The organism is Streptomyces sp. NPDC001832, from assembly GCF_040297265.1.
GTDB lineage: Bacteria > Actinomycetota > Actinomycetes > Streptomycetales > Streptomycetaceae > Streptomyces.
In genome coordinates this window covers 106,375-121,596 of sequence record NZ_JBEOYU010000011.1, presented here as the reverse complement: position 1 = coordinate 121,596, position 15,222 = coordinate 106,375, and the positions used below count along the sequence as shown (strand labels likewise).

Here is a 15,222-nt window from a genome sequence, read left to right as displayed (position 1 = left end):
TAACGACGGCGGTCAGAGCACACAGTCCGGTCAGAGCACACAGTCCGAGATTCCGGTCGTCACCTCAATGACGTACCCAGCCGGTCGAAATCACCGTCGTCGCAACGGCGGTGACTCGCGTGAAGCCTGAGTCCTGACGTGACGTGAGGCACAAGCCCGCAACGCCGCCACCCCGTAGGGGTTACACAGCTTTTGTATCGTTATGGTGATCCGATGGCCACAGATTCACCCAAGGCGGTTTCCGCCGAGACCGCTCTCGCCGGAACCGCTCTCGCCGAGACCGCTCCCATACGTCGGCTGCTGCCCGTCATCGTGCCCGCGCTGGCCGTCGGCGTCGTCTCGGCCCTCGTCCTGCTCGGTGTCAGCGTGCTCGCGGAGAAGCTGCAGGACGTGCTCTGGGTGACGCTTCCCGACGCGCTCTCCATCGGCCGCGACTCCACGCTCTGGATCATCGCGATGCTCACCGCGAGCGGGCTGGTGGTCGGCCTGCTCATCCGGGCGGTACCCGGACACGGCGGTCCCGATCCGGCGACCACCGGGCTGGTCGATCCGCCGTTGGCGCCGAGCGTGGTCCCGGGGCTGCTGCTCATCACGGTCCTCACCCTGGCGGGCGGGATCAGCCTCGGTCCGGAGAATCCGATCACGGCCGCCAATATCGCTCTGGCCTTCTGGCTCGGCCGACGGTTCGCGCCCGGCACACCGGCGATGATGTGGATCCCCCTCGCCGCGGCCGGCACCATCGGCGCACTCTTCGGCACCCCGGTCGCCGCCGCACTGATCCTCTCCGAGGCCCTCGCCTCCCGCGGTCGGCCCGGTGCGCTCTGGGACCAACTCTTCGGCCCGCTCGCGGCGGGCGCCGCCGGTGCGCTCACCATGAATCTGCTGGCCCGCCCCAGCTTCGACCTGCCGCTTCCGGCCTACACCCAGCCGAGCTGGGGCGATCTGCTCCCCGCGGTCGTCATCGCCATGGCGGGCGCGCTGCTCGGCCTTGCGGCGGTGTACGCCTTCCCGTATGCGCACCGGGGCTTCCGGGCCCTGAAACACCCGGTCCTTGCCCTGACCCTCGGCGGACTGCTGCTCGGCCTGCTGGGCGCGCTGGGCGGCAGCCTCACCCTGTTCAAGGGACTCGACGAGGTGATGGAGCTCGCCGCCGACCCGAACGGCTGGTCGGCCGGGCAGTTCGCGGTCATGGCCCTGGTGAAGACGGCCGCGCTGGTGATCGCGGCGACCTGCGGCTTCCGGGGCGGACGGATCTTCCCCGCCGTCTTCGTGGGTGTCGCCCTGGGGCTGTGCGCCCATGCCCTGGTCACGTCGGTGCCGGTGGCGCTGGCGGTGACCTGTGCGGTACTGGGCGTGCTGCTGGCCATCACCCGGCAGGCCTGGCTGAGCCTGTTCACCGCGGCGGTGCTGGTCGGCGACGTGGCGGTGCTCCCGATACTATGCATCGCCTCGCTGCCGGCCTGGCTGCTGGTGACCGGGCGGCAGCAGATGCAGCTGCACGAGGACGGTACGCCGCTGAAGTGAGCCCGCTTGCCGGGCCCCTGGTCCCCGCCGCTCGACGCGCCGGATGTCCCTGCTTTCCGTATCGTCGCATCCATATTGATACGTCTCGATACGTCCCTTCAGGCTCTGCCGGAGGTTTCCGCGATGCCCACGTCCGTCAACGTCGCCGTCATCTACTACTCCTCGACCGGCACCGTCGCCACGATGGCCAAGGCCATCGCGCAGGACGCCGAGAAGGCCGGTGCGCAGGTGCGGCTGCGCAAGGCCGGTGAGCTCGCCCCGCAGGCGGCCATCGACGCCCATCCGGCCTGGGCAGCCAACGCGAAGGCGACAGCGGACATCGCCGAGGCGTCGAAGGACGACATGATCTGGGCGGACGCCGTGATCTTCGGTACGCCGACCCGGTTCGGCAATGTCGCCGCCCAGCTCAAGCAGTTCATCGACACCCTCGGCGGCCTCTGGCAGGCGGGCCGTCTCGCCGACAAGGTCTACAGCGGCTTCACTTCCACCAGCACCGCGCACGGTGGTCAGGAGTCCACGCTGCTCGCGCTGTACCACACGGTCCACCACTTCGGCGGCATCCTCGTCGCCCCCGGCTACACGGACCCGTCGAAGTTCGTCGACGGCAATCCGTACGGCACCTCGCACGTCGCGGGGCAGGGCGACATCCCGGTCGGCGTGCAGACCCTGACCGCCGCCCGGGTCCAGGCCGAACGGGTCGTGAAGTTCACCCGGGCCATCAAGGACGGCCTCGCCGCCGAGAGCTGAACCACCGCCCACCGACAGGACCGTCGCGGGTCACGATGACCGCCGAGAGCCGAGAAGGGCTGTTCGCCGATGCCTCTCCACAAAGGTTCACCCCACGGCACGGAACCGTCGAAGGAACGCCGCAGGCTCGCCCTGAACCCGTTCTTCGGGGAGGCCGACCCGACAGCCGGGATGGAGTTCGCACCTCCCCGACACCGGCTGCCCGACGGGCCGATGCCGCCCTCGACCGCGTACGGCCTGGTCCATGACGAGCTGATGCTCGACGGCAATGCGCGGCTCAACCTCGCCACCTTCGTCACCACCTGGATGGAACCCCAGGCCGGGGTGCTGATGGGCGAGTGCGGCGACAAGAACATGATCGACAAGGACGAGTATCCGCGCACCGCCGAGCTGGAACGGCGCTGCGTGGCGATGCTCGCCGATCTCTGGAACGCCCCCGACCCCTCGGCAGCCGTCGGCTGTTCGACCACGGGCTCCAGCGAGGCCTGCATGCTCGCCGGCCTGGCGCTGAAACGCCGTTGGGCGGCCAGGAACACCGACCGCTACCCGGCGACCGCCCGGCCGAACCTGGTCATGGGCATCAATGTGCAGGTCTGCTGGGACAAATTCTGCAACTTCTGGGAGGTCGAGCCGCGCCTGGTCCCGATGGAGGGCGACCGCTTCCACATCGACCCGCAGGCCGCGGCAGACCTCTGCGACGAGAACACCATCGGCGTCGTCGGCATCCTCGGCTCCACCTTTGACGGTTCGTACGAGCCGGTCGCGGAGCTCTGCGCGGCCCTGGACGCCCTTCAGGAGCGCACCGGCCTCGATATCCCCGTCCATGTGGACGGGGCATCCGGTGCGATGGTGGCGCCGTTCCTGGACGAGGACCTGGTGTGGGACTTCCGGCTACCTCGGGTCTCCTCCATCAACACCTCGGGGCACAAATACGGCCTGGTCTACCCGGGCGTCGGCTGGGCACTGTGGCGCTCGCCCGCCGAACTGCCCGAGGAACTGGTCTTCCGGGTCAACTACCTGGGCGGCGACATGCCGACCTTCGCGCTGAACTTCTCCCGGCCCGGCGCACAGGTGGTGGCGCAGTACTACACCTTCCTGCGGCTGGGCCGGGAGGGCTACCGGGCCGTTCAGCAGGCGTCCCGGGACGTCGCCGTCGGGCTCGCGGAGCGGATCGAGAAGCTCGGGGACTTCCGGCTCCTTACCCGGGGCGACCAGTTGCCCGTCTTCGCGCTGACGACCACGCCGGATGTGCGGGCGTACGACGTCTTCGACGTGTCTCGGCGGCTGCGTGAGCACGGCTGGCTGGTACCCGCGTACACCTTCCCCGCCAACCGGGAGGATCTGTCGGTACTGCGGGTGGTGTGCCGCAACGGCTTCACGTCGGACCTTGCCGAGCTGCTGCTCGAGGACCTCCGGCTGATCGTGCCCGAACTACGCCGCCAGCCACACCCGTTGAGCCACGACAAGCAGGCGGCGACGTCCTTCCACCACTGAGAGCTACTTGTCGTCGCCGGGATCACGGACACCCGTCGCGTACGGGTTCTCCTGCCCCTCGGCGAGCACACCGACGAATGGTTCGCCCTCCCCTGCGAACGTGTACGCCCCGCCCTCGATACGGGCGATCAGCCCGCGCGTCCACTCGGCCCCGGCATCCGCCGAATGGACCCACATGTTCATGATTTCGCCGATGTGGCCGATCGACTCGGGCCCGGCCTCCGGCGTGTAGTACTCGGTGACCGATGCCCGCCAGGCCGTCAGACCGGCCACCCGCTCCTTGAGCAGCGCGATCGCCTCGGACCGCTCCAGGTCGACGATGCCGCCGAGGCCCGCCGACAACACGTCCGGCTTCTGGTCGAACGAGGTCAGCGCCGCGCGCAGCAGCGTGAGGTACTCCTCGTTGCCCTTCTCGGTGATCTCGTACTCGGTACGGGGCGGGCCGCCCGCCGTACTCGGGGCGGTCTCGTGGGCGACCAGCAGCCCCTGCTTCGCCATCTGCTTCAGTGCGTGGTAGACCGACCCGGGCTTGGCGTTGGACCACTCGTGCGCACCCCAGTACTCCAGGTCGTTGCGGACCTGATAGCCGTGCGCCCGGCCGTGCTGACGCACAGCGCAGAGGACCAGCAGCCGGATCGCGGACATGTCACGCAGCCTTTCTATTCAACTTTGACCAGAGTATCCCCCCGCCTCGGCGACCAGCTCCAACGCGGTGCGGCCGTCCAGGGACTCCCGGATGATGTCGGCATGCCCGGCGTGCCGGGCGTGCTCCTCGACGAGGTGGAGCAGCATCCAGCGCATCGAGACCCGGCCCTCCTTGGGGAACCAGGGCCTGTCGGGCAGCGGGAAGGTGTCGTCCATGCTGGGCACGGAGTGGATGAACTTCTCCACCTCGGCCGCGACGCCGTCCCAGAACTCCAGCATCCCTTCCACGCTCTCGTCGCCGACGAGCCGGAAGCTGTCCGCCCAGGTCTCCTCGGTGCGTGATGTCTCGCTCGGCCGCTGCTGGGCCATCCGCAGCCAGTTGAGCTCGGCCTCCGCCGCGTGCTTGAGCAGCCCGGACAGGGAGAGCTCGCTCGCGCTGGGCCGACTCGCCGCCTGCTCCTCGGTCAGACCGATGAGGGAGCGCCGGATCGCGCCGCGCTGCGCCTCGACGAAGGAGAGGATCGCGCCGCGCTCGTCGCCGAACGCTTCTGCGGGAACGTGAGTGACCATGATGTCCGCCTTTGGTATCCGTGCCAGTTTCTTCCTGACACCGACCGAGCTACGGATCCTTGCGGTCGACTTCTGTCCTCAACCCATCGGTGTCAGAAAGGGAATGCCGTCCGGTCGTGCTGGATGGACATCCACTTCTGGGTGGTGAAGGCGTCCACGGTCGCCTCGCCGTTCAGCCGGCCGATACCGGAGGACTTCTCGCCTCCGAAGGCCACCAGCGGATCGTCCTGGACGGTGGAGTCGTTGACGTGGAACATCCCGCTGACGACTCGCTGCGCGAACCGCACCCCGCGTTCGGTGCTACGGGTGTGCACCGCGCCGCTCAGCCCGTACGGGGTGTCGTTGGCGATCCGTACGGCATCGTCCTCGCCGTCGACCGTCACCAGCAGCACAACCGGGCCGAATATCTCCTGGGACAGCAGCGGGGAGTCCTCGGGAAGCCCGGTGAGCACGGTCGGTTCGACGAGATTGCCGCGGGTCCGGCCCCGTACGAGCGCGGTGGCCCCCTCGGCGAGTGCCTGGTCGACCAGGGCGGTAAGGGCCTCGGCCTGGAAGGTGTTGATGACCGGGCCGATCCGGGTCTCCGGGTCGCGCGGGTCGCCGGTCCTCAGCGCAGCCACCCTGGCGGTGAACTTCTCGGTGAACTCCCGCTCGACGTGGCGGTCCACCAGGATGCGGTTGGCGGCCATGCAGACCTGCCCCTGATACACGAAGCGGCTGAAGACGGCCGCGTCGACCGCGTAGTCGATGTCCGCGTCCTCCAGCACCACCAGGGCGCTGTTGCCACTGAGTTCGAGGATCGTCCGCTTGAAGTGTCCGGCCGCGGTCGCGCCGACGTGGCGGCCGACCCGGTCCGTGCCGGCGAAGGAAATCACTTTGGGTACGGGGTGCTCGATGAACGCGTCCCCTATTTCGGCGACATCGGTGATCAGCACATTGAGCAGTCCGGCGGGCAGCCCGGCGTCCTCGAAGATCTTGGCGATCAGCCCGCCGCCGACGACCGGGGCGTTCTGATTGGGCTTGATGACGACCGCGTTGCCGAGCGCGAGAGCTGGTGCGACGGACTTCATCGCCGCCAGGAAGGGGAAGTTGAAGCGGCTGATCACCCCTACGACACCGACAGGCTGCCGGTAGAGGCGGTTCTCCTTGCCATCCACCGGGGAGGGCAGGATGCGGCACCGGGGGCGCAGTGCCTGCTGGATCGCGTCGCGCAGGAACTCCTTGGCGAGGTGCACCTCGTACTCCGCCTTGAGGCGGGTGCCGCCCAGCTCGACGACGATCGCCTCGACGATGTCGTCGTGCAGCTCCTCGGTGATACGCAGGGCGCCTTCCAGGACGCTGCGGCGCTCGTACGGGCCGGTGGTGGCCCAGGACCGCTGGGCGCGCTCGGCGGCGCGGTAGGCCAGGTCGACCTCCTGCGCGGTCGCGATGGTGATCGCGGCGAGTTTCTCCCCGTTGTAGGGATTGAAATCGATGACGTCCCACGAGCCGGTTCCGGTCCGCCACTCACCGTCGATGTACTGGCCGGCCAGCTCGTAGAAGAAGGACATGCGATCCCTTAACTCAGGTGCAGACTCCTGTCGAACCGTCATCGTACTGATGAATCACGTGAGTTGGAGAAGACCACGGAGTAGATCGCGGCTCTCCTCGGGACCCGGGCTGTCCTCGTGCAGTCGCACCATGGCCTTTTCGTACTGCGCGACTTCTTCGGCCTTGTCCAGATAGAGCGCACTTGTCAGCTGCTCCAAATAGACAATGTCCGACAGATCGGATTCCGGGAACCGGAGCATCGTAAAAGAACCGCTCTCCCCGGCATGCCCGCCAAAACTGAAGGGCATCACTTGAAGAGTGATGTTGGGCTGCTCCGACATTTCGATCAGATGCCGCAATTGTGCGCGCATCACTTCACGGTCGCCGTACGGCCGGCGCAACGCCGCCTCGTCCAGTACGGCGTGGAAACGGGGTGCACGCTCGGAGACGAGGGCCTTCTGGCGCTCCAGCCGCAGCGCAACCCGGCGGTCGATCTCGACGGCCGGGGCGTCGCCCATGCCCCGGGTGACGACCGCGTGCGCGTAGGACTCGGTCTGCAACAGACCGTGAACGAACTGAACTTCGTACACCCGGATGAGAGATGCCGCTCCCTCCAGACCGATGTACGTCTGGAACCAGCCGGGCAGCACATCTCCGTAACTGTGCCACCAGCCCGCGACATTGGCCTCGCGGGCCAAGCCGAGCAGGGCATCGCGCTCCACCTCGTCCGTGACACCGTAGAGCGTGAGCAGGTCCTCGACGTCCCTGGCCTTGAAGCTCACACGTCCCAACTCCATGCGGCTGATCTTCGATTCGGAAGCCCGGATGGAGTAGCCGGCCGCCTCGCGGGTGATCCCCCGCGAATCGCGCAACCGCCTGAGCTGCGAGCCCAGCAGGATGCGCCGCACCACAGATCCACTCGACTCGCCTGCCGCCACCGATCCGGCCCTCCCTGTCGCTTCCTGGACACCGGGGCCCCCCAGAACCCCAAGTGCCGGATTCTGCCACCAAAACGCTTCAGTCCGTACTCGTTCGATTACGGAAATGAGAAGACTCCCGGAAAGCTACGAAAATACACGCAGGAAGAAATGACCAAGAACCGGCATGGGCTCGGACAGGCCAGGCACGTGCACGTGCATCTGCCCTTGCATCTGCCCTGCGCATTCGGAACCATGGTCCTCGCGCACCTGCGTGCTCGTTCGTGTTGTGCCGCCGTACCCCCGTAGTACCGATACAGCCGCGAATCCCGGGAGTGCCTCGCATGGGGACGAATGGATCGACGATGCTCGAGCCGTTACGGCAGGGGCTTCCCCCCATCGATCCCTCAGCCGCCTCCGGATCGGCTACCTGCACCCTGCCTGCCCGCTACGAAGCCGTCGGCGGGGCACGGAAGTTCACCAGGACAACGCTGAACGGTTGGGGACTGGGCGAGCGCTTCGACGACGTCGCACTGGTCGTCTCCGAACTCGTGACCAACGCCCTGCGGCACGCCCTGCCCGCGGACACCGCACCGGAGTCTCAGGAACCGCCCGTACGGCTGCACTTGATGCGCTGGAGTTCACGCCTGGTGTGCGCCGTGCGCGACCCCAGCCAGGAGAGCCCCATGGCCTCCGAGGCTGCCGACTCGGCGGAGTCCGGCCGCGGCCTCTTCCTGGTGGAGTCCTTCAGCGACTCCTGGGGCTGGCACCCCTCCCCCGTTCTGGGAGCGGAATACCCGAACACCGCGGCGATACCGCGCGGCAAGGTGGTCTGGGCACTGTTCCGGCTGTCCTGACGACACGTGACCTGCGCGGCGACCGCGCGGGCTGTCGGCAGGTGGCCGGACACCGCCCTGCAGGACGCCGTCAGCCGCCCGCTATGAGGTGGTCGAACTCCCCGTCCTTCACCCCGAGCAGCAGCGCCTCTATCTCGGCCGGCGTATAGACCAGTGCGGGCCCGTCCGGGTGCCGTGAATTCCGCATCGCCACATCCCCGTCGGGCAGTTTCGCGAACTCCACGCAGGATCCCTGGGAGTTGCTGTGTCTGCTCTTCTGCCAGACGACTCCGCGAAGCTCTGTGGCCGCCATGCCGTTGTACACGTGGTGCACAGGACGCTCCCCGAGTTGCAAGGTGCAAGTGTCAACTGTCCCGGATCATAGCTCTGTTCAAATATCCCTGCATGAGCAGATGCATAAGCGGATGCACGTGCACGTGGGGTATTCCCGCGATTACAGGTCCGTACACAGAGACAGACGTACGGGGCACCTGTTTGGCTCCGCCTGCGCCAAGTCGGGCAACCCACCCCGCGGGCGGGCGCGCTGGTGACTTCGCGCGGCCTTTTGTCGACGAGGGGGAATTCCGCATGCACAAAGTCGTGCGATCCCGTCGGGTCTGCCGGACCTGCCGTCCCCTTGGCTGCCCGCTGTAGCGGACCTTCAATCAGCTCGGTCCGAGGGAGGGTTCGGCTTCGACGTCCCGTCCAGTCCCCGGGAGAACTCCTCCAGGGCTTCGAGAAGGAGGCCTGCCCCGTTCCGTACGACCGGGTCCGCCTCCGCTTCGCCCGTCCGCTGCTGCGCGTCCCACTGCGCCAGCGCCTCACGTACCTCCGCCCAGTCCGGTACGCGCCGCTCCCGCACCTCCTTCGCGCCCTGTTCGGTGGCCCGGCGCAGCGCTTCGGCCAGGCGCGCGGCGGCCGGCACGGGAGTGGCGTCGTCGCACGGGAAGTGGGCCTCCAGCAGCATCGCGACCCGGCCGAGCTGTGCGAGGGCGTGCTGGGTTTCGGCGGCGGCGGCGCGGGAGAGGCCGCGGCTGCGTACCGGTTCGTGCTGGGCGGTGGCCAGCGCCTCCTGCCAGGCTACGCGGGCCTCGCGGGTGTCGAGCAGGGCGGAACGGACGTCGTCGTGACCGCGCTCGGCCGGTTCGGCGTACTGGTCGACGACCGAGGCGGCGTACCGCCCGCCCGCCTTCAGCCAGTCGCCGAGCCTGCCGCGAAGCCTCGGGGTCTCCCAGGCCGGGTAGACGGCGTACGAGATCATCGCGAGGAGGCCGCCGACGAGGGTGAGGACGACCCGTTCGAATACGGTCTGCGACCAGTTTTCGCCCGCCATGCCGAGCAGGAAGACGACGTACGCGGTGATGCACACCTGGCCGACCACGTACCCGGTGCGCATCAGCAGATACATCAGCAGGGCGCAGAGCACGGAGAACATCGCGGACCAAGCCACCCCGGGACTGGTGGTCCGGACGATCGCGGTGGCGAGCGAGACACCGACGATCGTGCCGCCGAAGCGGGCCACGGCACGCCCGTACGTCTGGGAGAACTCCGGCCGCATCACCATGAGGGCCGCCATGGGCGCCCAGTAGCCGTGACCGAACGGCAGCGCGGCGCCGATGAGATAGCCGACGGCGACAACGGCGGAGACCCGGACGGCGTGCCGCAGGATCGGTGAACCGGGGCGCAGTTCGGCTCGCATCGCCCGCACGACGACGGGGACCAGTCGCAGGAGGGTGGGGCGGCGGCGGTGCGGGGCGGCGGGCACCTCCTCCCCGGCGGCCTTGATGGTCTCGGCGGCTTTCTCGGCCTCGGCCTGCTCCTCCTTCGTCCCCTCGCCCTCGGCCGTCTCGATGACATCGGAGAGCAGCGCGCCGAGCCGTTCGGCGGCGCGGCGGGGCGGGCCGGTGAGGAGGATGTCGGTGTCGGGGGTCTTCAGCGCGGCGACGGCGGACGGGGAGAGCTTCACCGGGTCGCCGTGGCGGATCGCACGGGCCGCCGAGTCGAGCACGGATCCGGCGGCGGCGAGGAGCTCGCGGACCCGGTCCCGCTCCGGCCCCTCGGACGGGACGCCCATCGCCGGGTCCGCGAGCGAGGCGAGCACCGGTCGGATCCGTTCGGCGACACCGCGGGAGCCACGCAGCTCGGGCGGCCGGTGGCGGGCCTGACGCGGGGTGACTGCGGCTGCGTTCCGGGCCGTCATCAGCGGCACCGGGTCGAAGCCCGCGAGCGGGTCGTGACGCAGCCGGCGGGCGTAGTCGGCCTCGGCGGCCAGGGCGTCGGCGAGGGCATCGCGCTGGGCACCCCATCTCCGTACCGGGAACAGGACGACCAGCGCGGCCTGCACCACACCGCCGAACAGGATCACCGCAGCATGCACGAACGAGTTCGCGACGGAGGTGGGCAGGGTGACCGTCACCAGCATGATCGCTACGTTGGACGACGCGATGAGGCCGCCCGTCGTCCCCGCCGCCCAGGCCAGGCCCGCGAGGAACGTCCAGAGCACCAGAAGGGCCAGGAACAGCGGCATGTGGGCGCCGGTGAGATAGCCGAGCAACGTCGATACGGCGAGGCTCGCCCCGGAGACCAGGGCGAGGACGGGCCGCGGGCGCCAGCTGCGCTGGAACGTGGCGATGGCCGCCTGGAACGCACCGAATGCGGAGCTCGCGGCGACCACCGGATCGAAGAGCGCGAGACCGATCCCGAGGACGAGGGCGAGACCGGCCGCGCCGCGGATCGCGATGAGCGGTTCGAGACGCCGCCGCTCGATCCTCAGCCCCGAGCGAGCAGTCTCCTTCAGCGCCCGGAGCCAGCTCATGCCCAGAGCCTAACCGTAATATCCGATAAGACCCGAGTTATCGGAATTCATAATGCTTCTGAGCTTCTACCGTTTCCCGCGCCTGCCATGGATCTCCGGCCCGTTCCCGCCCATCCTCGCCCGGTCCGCGGCGGCCGTTCCATGGGTCCATCCGTCGAGGTCCGTGGCGCCCCGGACACGCGTGGTCGTGGTCTCGGGGAACATCCGCTCGGCGGCGTCCGTGACAGCCATGTCGCGGGCGGCGAGGACCGGGAGCAGATGGGGTGCCGCCACCCTTGCGGCTTCGGATTCGGTCTCGGCTTCGGCTGCCGCGGTGACGCGGGCGCTGTCGGCGAGAAGCCGGCTGCCCAGGCGCTGGGCGTACGCCATCAGGAAGGACTGCCGGAACGTCTTGGTCCGCTTACGTCCTCCGGCCCGCTGGCCCGCCTCCGCCTTCGTCATCGCCACCGTGCCCTGGACCAGCAGGGAGGTGTACAGCAGTTCCACGGCCTCCAGGTCCGGCTCGAAGCCGACCACTGTGGAGAAGCCGATGTCGCTGTTCCATACCGCTCGACAGCGGTTCGCGGAGGCGATCGCGTCGAGCAGGATCGCCTTCGCCGTCTCGTAAGGGGCATCAACCCCGATCCGGCACGCGCCCGGCGCCTCCTTGCTGCAGGCGCGGGCGGCGAGCAGGGCCTCGTCGATGGAATGCCGGGCCATCAGCTCCTGCGCCTTGGTGGTGAGAGCCTCCGCCTCCTCGGGGAAGCCGGTCGCCTCCGCCTTGGCGAGCAGGGCGCGGATCCGGGTCAGCATCCGGGGTTCGTCGTGCGCGACCGGCAGGTGCGGACCGCGCGGGGAGGTGCCTGGCGGCGGAGCGACCGGTTCGATGGCGGGGATCCTGAGCAGCAGCCGGTAGAGGCTGAGGAGGGCGGAGGCGTAGGAGAAGCGGTCGGGCCGGTTCCGGGGCCGCGCGGCGGGGAGCCCGTCGAGCTGGGGACGCCAGCGGGGCGGCAGCCGCTCGTACCGTCCGGTCTCCGATGCGATCAGCCCGGCGGCGAGGCCGACCGCGGTCTCGCCGAGTTCGCGGCGGACGATACGTACGACATCGGCGGGCTGCCAGCCGCGCTCCCAGGCGCGGCGGACGAACTCCTCGCCGCGTCGGAACAGTTCCGCGTCGGCTGTCGGATCTGCGGCCAGGAGGGAGGCTCCGGTGTCGAGACCGGCATCGCCGTCCGAGTAGAGCGCTGCCGCGAATGCCTGGTCGATCACCTGTTTCATGAGGTCAGGGTAGGCAAGGGCGGGGCGGCCGGGTACGCCTGGCCCCGCTCCGAGGACGGGCTCCGCCGGACGTGATCGCGGGGCACGGAAACGGTTCGACCGAGGAGATGACTTCCCCGCATACATCCGCCGCATACGCGGGCGCCACCGATGCCGGCCTCGCCGTCCGCACCGGTGGCGGTGCCGGTGCAGTGGCAGCTGACGGGCGGGGCGGCCGGGGTGTGTGCGGTGGTCGCTGCCGGGGCGGAGCTGCTGTCAAGAGCGCTGCTCGGCGCCGCTCGACGCCGGCTCGTCGAAGGTCCGGACGGGGTGTACGGGACCGGGTCGGACAGCGCGCTTAGTCCATCCAGCCCCACCCACTGACAATGCGTCTGTTTTCTACCTTTCACCCGCATTTCACGTGGTTTCATCTCGCCATGGAGGCGAATAAGTGATGACTGGAGACCGACAGCAGGACACGAATACACGGGCGATCACATCGCGGCGACGCGTACTGGCCGCAGCCGCACTCGCGCCGATGCTGACCGCCACCGGGCCGGCCGCCGCTCGCGCCGTACCCACCGGGACGACCGGGCCGGGGCACGGCAGGCGGGTCAAGCCGGTGCAGACCGTCCTGGCGGACTGGGCGGGCGTGGCGAGAGCGCTGGGCCGCACCGGCAGCGTGCTGCGCGGAACGACCTACCACACGGCCTTTCCCCGGCGGGACCTTAACGTGATCTCGGACGGCGTCATCGTCACACCGGGGCTCGCGCTGGGTGCGCATGTGGCCTTCGTCCGTTACGCCGACGGCAGCACGATGCTGATGGGCGATGTGGTGGTCACTGAGAACGAACTGCAGTGGGTGACCGACGCCTGGCAGGCGCACGGAATCGAGCAGACCGCGCTCCACAAGCACCTGCTCGCCCAGACCCCCGAAATCTGGTGGACCCACGTCCACGCGCACGGCCACGACGCGGTGGCCCTGGCCCGCGGCCTACGCGCCGGATTCGACCGCACCGGGACCCCGCCCGCTCTCCCGCCCGGCCCGCCGGCTCCGGTCGATCTGGACACCGCCGGGATGGAGGCGGCGCTGGGCGCCAAGGGTTCCACCGAGGACGGGATCTACAAGATCATCTTTGCCCGCCGCGAGACCATTGCGGACGGCCATCTGATCCTGCCCCTCGGCCTGGGATCGACCAGTGCGTTCAACTTCCAGCCGTTGGGCGGCGGCCGGGCCGCGCTCAGCGGTGACTGCGCCATGCGCGCCGATGAGGTCCAGAACGTGCTGAAGGCATTGCGGCGCGGCGGGATCAAGCTCGTCGAGCTGCACAACCATCACCTGGCGGAGGACCCCCGCCTGTTCTTCGTCCACTTCTGGGCCGTGGGCGACGGCGTCGAGCTCGCCCGGGCGGTGCGCCCCGCGGTGGACGCCACCAATGTCGCACCACCCGACAGCCTCTGAGAGGCCGGCCGTTCACTCCGGTCCCGGCGAATGCGCCGAGCCCGCCGTACCGGCCGACCGGGGTCGCTGGGCCGATTGCGCCGGTCCAGCGACCCCGGCTGTCGAATCCGTTCTACATATAGACCAATCGGACCAAAGCGGCGCGTGCCTGCGCGGGTGACCGGGCACCCATGTCCTGTCCAGCCCGCAGATTCCTCGAAACACCCGTCAGATCCCCCCTCTGGAGCTCCGCATGGAACCAGCCGCCGGCGCACGGTACTGCCCGTTCGACTATGCCGAGGCCCTCGAATTTGACCCGGTGCTCAGGCACTTGATGACCGAAGAACCCGTCTCCCGCATCCGGCTGCCGCACGGCAACGGCGAGGCATGGCTCGTCACCGGCTACGACGACGTGCGCACGGTGACCACCGACCGGCGCTTCAGCCGGAGCGCCATCATCGGCCGGAACTTCCCGCGCATGACCCCTGAGCCGATCGTTCAGGACGAAGCGATCAACGTGATGGACCCGCCGGGCAGCAGCCGCCTGCGCAGCCTGATCTCGAAGGGTTTCGCACCTCATCACATGGAACGCATGCGGGTGCGTACCCAGCACGTCGTGGACGAGCTGCTGGACCGGATGGAGGAGCACGGCGCCCCCGCCGACCTCTTCGAGCATCTGGCGGCCCCGCTGCCGCTGACCACCATCTGCGAGGTCCTCGACATCCCCGAGGCCGACCGCGCGCAGCTGCGCGCGCACGCCCGGACCATGATGGACACCACCGTCGAGAACAAGGACAACGCGGTACGCTCCAAGGCCGATCTGCGCGCCTATTTCCAGAAGTTGACGGCCGAACGACGCGCGAACCCGGGCGACGACCTGATCAGCGCGCTGGCCACGGCGCGCGACGGGGACGAGATCCTCAACGACCAGGAACTGACCGTGATGGCCATGGTCCTGCTCATCACCGGCCAGGACACCACCACGTACGAGATCGGGAACATCTCCTACGCGCTGCTCACCAGGCCCGACGAACTCGCCATGCTGCGCGGGCGCCCCGACATGCTCCCGCAGGCCATCGACGAGCTGCTGCGCTTCATCCCCTTCCGCAAGGGGGTCGGCATCCCTCGTGTCGCCACCGAGGACGTGGAACTGAGCGGAGTGGCGATCCGGGCAGGGGACATCGTCCATGTCTCCTATCTCACGGCCAACCGCGACGGCCGGAAGTTCGACCGCCCCGACGAACTGGATCTGGAGCGCAACGGCCCGGCCCACATGACCTTCGGCTGGGGCGGACATCACTGTCTCGGCTTCCCACTCGCCACCACCGAACTCCAGGTCGCCATCGGGACCCTGCTGGAACGCTTCCCGGCCCTGAAGCTGGCGACACAGGCCGAGGAGGTGCGCTGGAACAAGACATCGATCTGGCGCTATCCCCTCGAACTGCCTGTCACCTGGTGACAGGGGGT

The 15,222-nt window shown here is 68.9% G+C and carries 14 protein-coding genes; 7 read left to right on the top strand and 7 right to left on the bottom strand.

The genetic code is table 11. From position 1 onward, the window contains the following. The first annotated feature begins 213 nt into the window (after positions 1-213). From ABT115_RS12240 to gad, 3 genes are all read left to right on the top strand, one after another. A complete protein-coding gene (locus ABT115_RS12240; RefSeq protein ID WP_351787378.1) occupies positions 214-1,524 on the top strand; it encodes an ion channel protein in 1,311 nt (436 codons plus the stop codon). A gap of 123 nt (positions 1,525-1,647) precedes the next feature. After that, positions 1,648-2,271: an NAD(P)H:quinone oxidoreductase gene (gene wrbA, locus ABT115_RS12235; protein ID WP_351787375.1), complete on the top strand. Its 624-nt coding sequence runs from the start codon at positions 1,648-1,650 to the stop codon at positions 2,269-2,271. 69 nt (positions 2,272-2,340) lie between these two features. After that, positions 2,341-3,765 (top strand): glutamate decarboxylase, encoded by a 1,425-nt coding sequence (gad, locus tag ABT115_RS12230; RefSeq protein WP_351787374.1) that lies wholly within the window; start codon positions 2,341-2,343, stop codon positions 3,763-3,765. A gap of 3 nt (positions 3,766-3,768) precedes the next feature. Here the strand turns inward: gad and ABT115_RS12225 are convergent, their stop codons facing one another. The 4 genes from ABT115_RS12225 to ABT115_RS12210 all read right to left on the bottom strand — a co-directional run bounded on the left by ABT115_RS12225 (position 3,769) and on the right by ABT115_RS12210 (position 7,448). Next, positions 3,769-4,410 (bottom strand): PadR family transcriptional regulator, encoded by a 642-nt coding sequence (locus tag ABT115_RS12225; RefSeq protein ID WP_351787372.1) that lies wholly within the window; start codon positions 4,408-4,410, stop codon positions 3,769-3,771. An 18-nt stretch (positions 4,411-4,428) separates the two neighbouring features. Next, positions 4,429-4,980, bottom strand: coding sequence for a DinB family protein (locus tag ABT115_RS12220; protein WP_351787369.1), 552 nt, complete (start codon positions 4,978-4,980; stop codon positions 4,429-4,431). 92 nt (positions 4,981-5,072) lie between these two features. Next, positions 5,073-6,530, bottom strand: a complete 1,458-nt coding sequence (locus tag ABT115_RS12215) for an aldehyde dehydrogenase family protein (RefSeq protein WP_351787366.1) — start codon at positions 6,528-6,530, stop codon at positions 5,073-5,075. Positions 6,531-6,584: 54 nt separating this feature from the next. Next, positions 6,585-7,448, bottom strand: a complete 864-nt coding sequence (locus tag ABT115_RS12210) for a Sco1979 family transcriptional regulator (RefSeq protein WP_351787363.1) — start codon at positions 7,446-7,448, stop codon at positions 6,585-6,587. A gap of 344 nt (positions 7,449-7,792) precedes the next feature. Between ABT115_RS12210 and ABT115_RS12205 the strand changes: the two genes are divergently transcribed. Beyond that, positions 7,793-8,284: an ATP-binding protein gene (locus ABT115_RS12205; protein ID WP_351787360.1), complete on the top strand. Its 492-nt coding sequence runs from the start codon at positions 7,793-7,795 to the stop codon at positions 8,282-8,284. A 70-nt stretch (positions 8,285-8,354) separates the two neighbouring features. Here ABT115_RS12205 and ABT115_RS12200 read toward each other — a convergent pair whose 3' ends face one another. The 3 genes from ABT115_RS12200 to ABT115_RS12190 form a co-directional block, all read right to left on the bottom strand. Continuing rightward, positions 8,355-8,597: a DUF397 domain-containing protein gene (locus ABT115_RS12200; protein ID WP_037690973.1), complete on the bottom strand. Its 243-nt coding sequence runs from the start codon at positions 8,595-8,597 to the stop codon at positions 8,355-8,357. Between the two features lie 327 nt (positions 8,598-8,924). Further along, positions 8,925-11,078, bottom strand: coding sequence for an FUSC family protein (locus tag ABT115_RS12195; RefSeq protein WP_351787357.1), 2,154 nt, complete (start codon positions 11,076-11,078; stop codon positions 8,925-8,927). Positions 11,079-11,144: 66 nt separating this feature from the next. Next, positions 11,145-12,335, bottom strand: coding sequence for a DUF2786 domain-containing protein (locus tag ABT115_RS12190; RefSeq protein ID WP_351787354.1), 1,191 nt, complete (start codon positions 12,333-12,335; stop codon positions 11,145-11,147). Positions 12,336-12,485: 150 nt separating this feature from the next. On the opposite strand from ABT115_RS12190, the gene ABT115_RS12185 reads away from it, so the two are divergent. The 3 genes from ABT115_RS12185 to ABT115_RS12175 all read left to right on the top strand — a co-directional run bounded on the left by ABT115_RS12185 (position 12,486) and on the right by ABT115_RS12175 (position 15,214). Further along, positions 12,486-12,698, top strand: a complete 213-nt coding sequence (locus ABT115_RS12185; RefSeq protein ID WP_351787351.1) for a hypothetical protein — start codon at positions 12,486-12,488, stop codon at positions 12,696-12,698. A 70-nt stretch (positions 12,699-12,768) separates the two neighbouring features. Beyond that, positions 12,769-13,776 (top strand): DUF1259 domain-containing protein, encoded by a 1,008-nt coding sequence (locus tag ABT115_RS12180; protein ID WP_351787348.1) that lies wholly within the window; start codon positions 12,769-12,771, stop codon positions 13,774-13,776. A gap of 232 nt (positions 13,777-14,008) precedes the next feature. Next, positions 14,009-15,214: a cytochrome P450 gene (locus tag ABT115_RS12175; RefSeq protein WP_351787346.1), complete on the top strand. Its 1,206-nt coding sequence runs from the start codon at positions 14,009-14,011 to the stop codon at positions 15,212-15,214. The last annotated feature ends 8 nt before the right edge of the window (positions 15,215-15,222 follow it).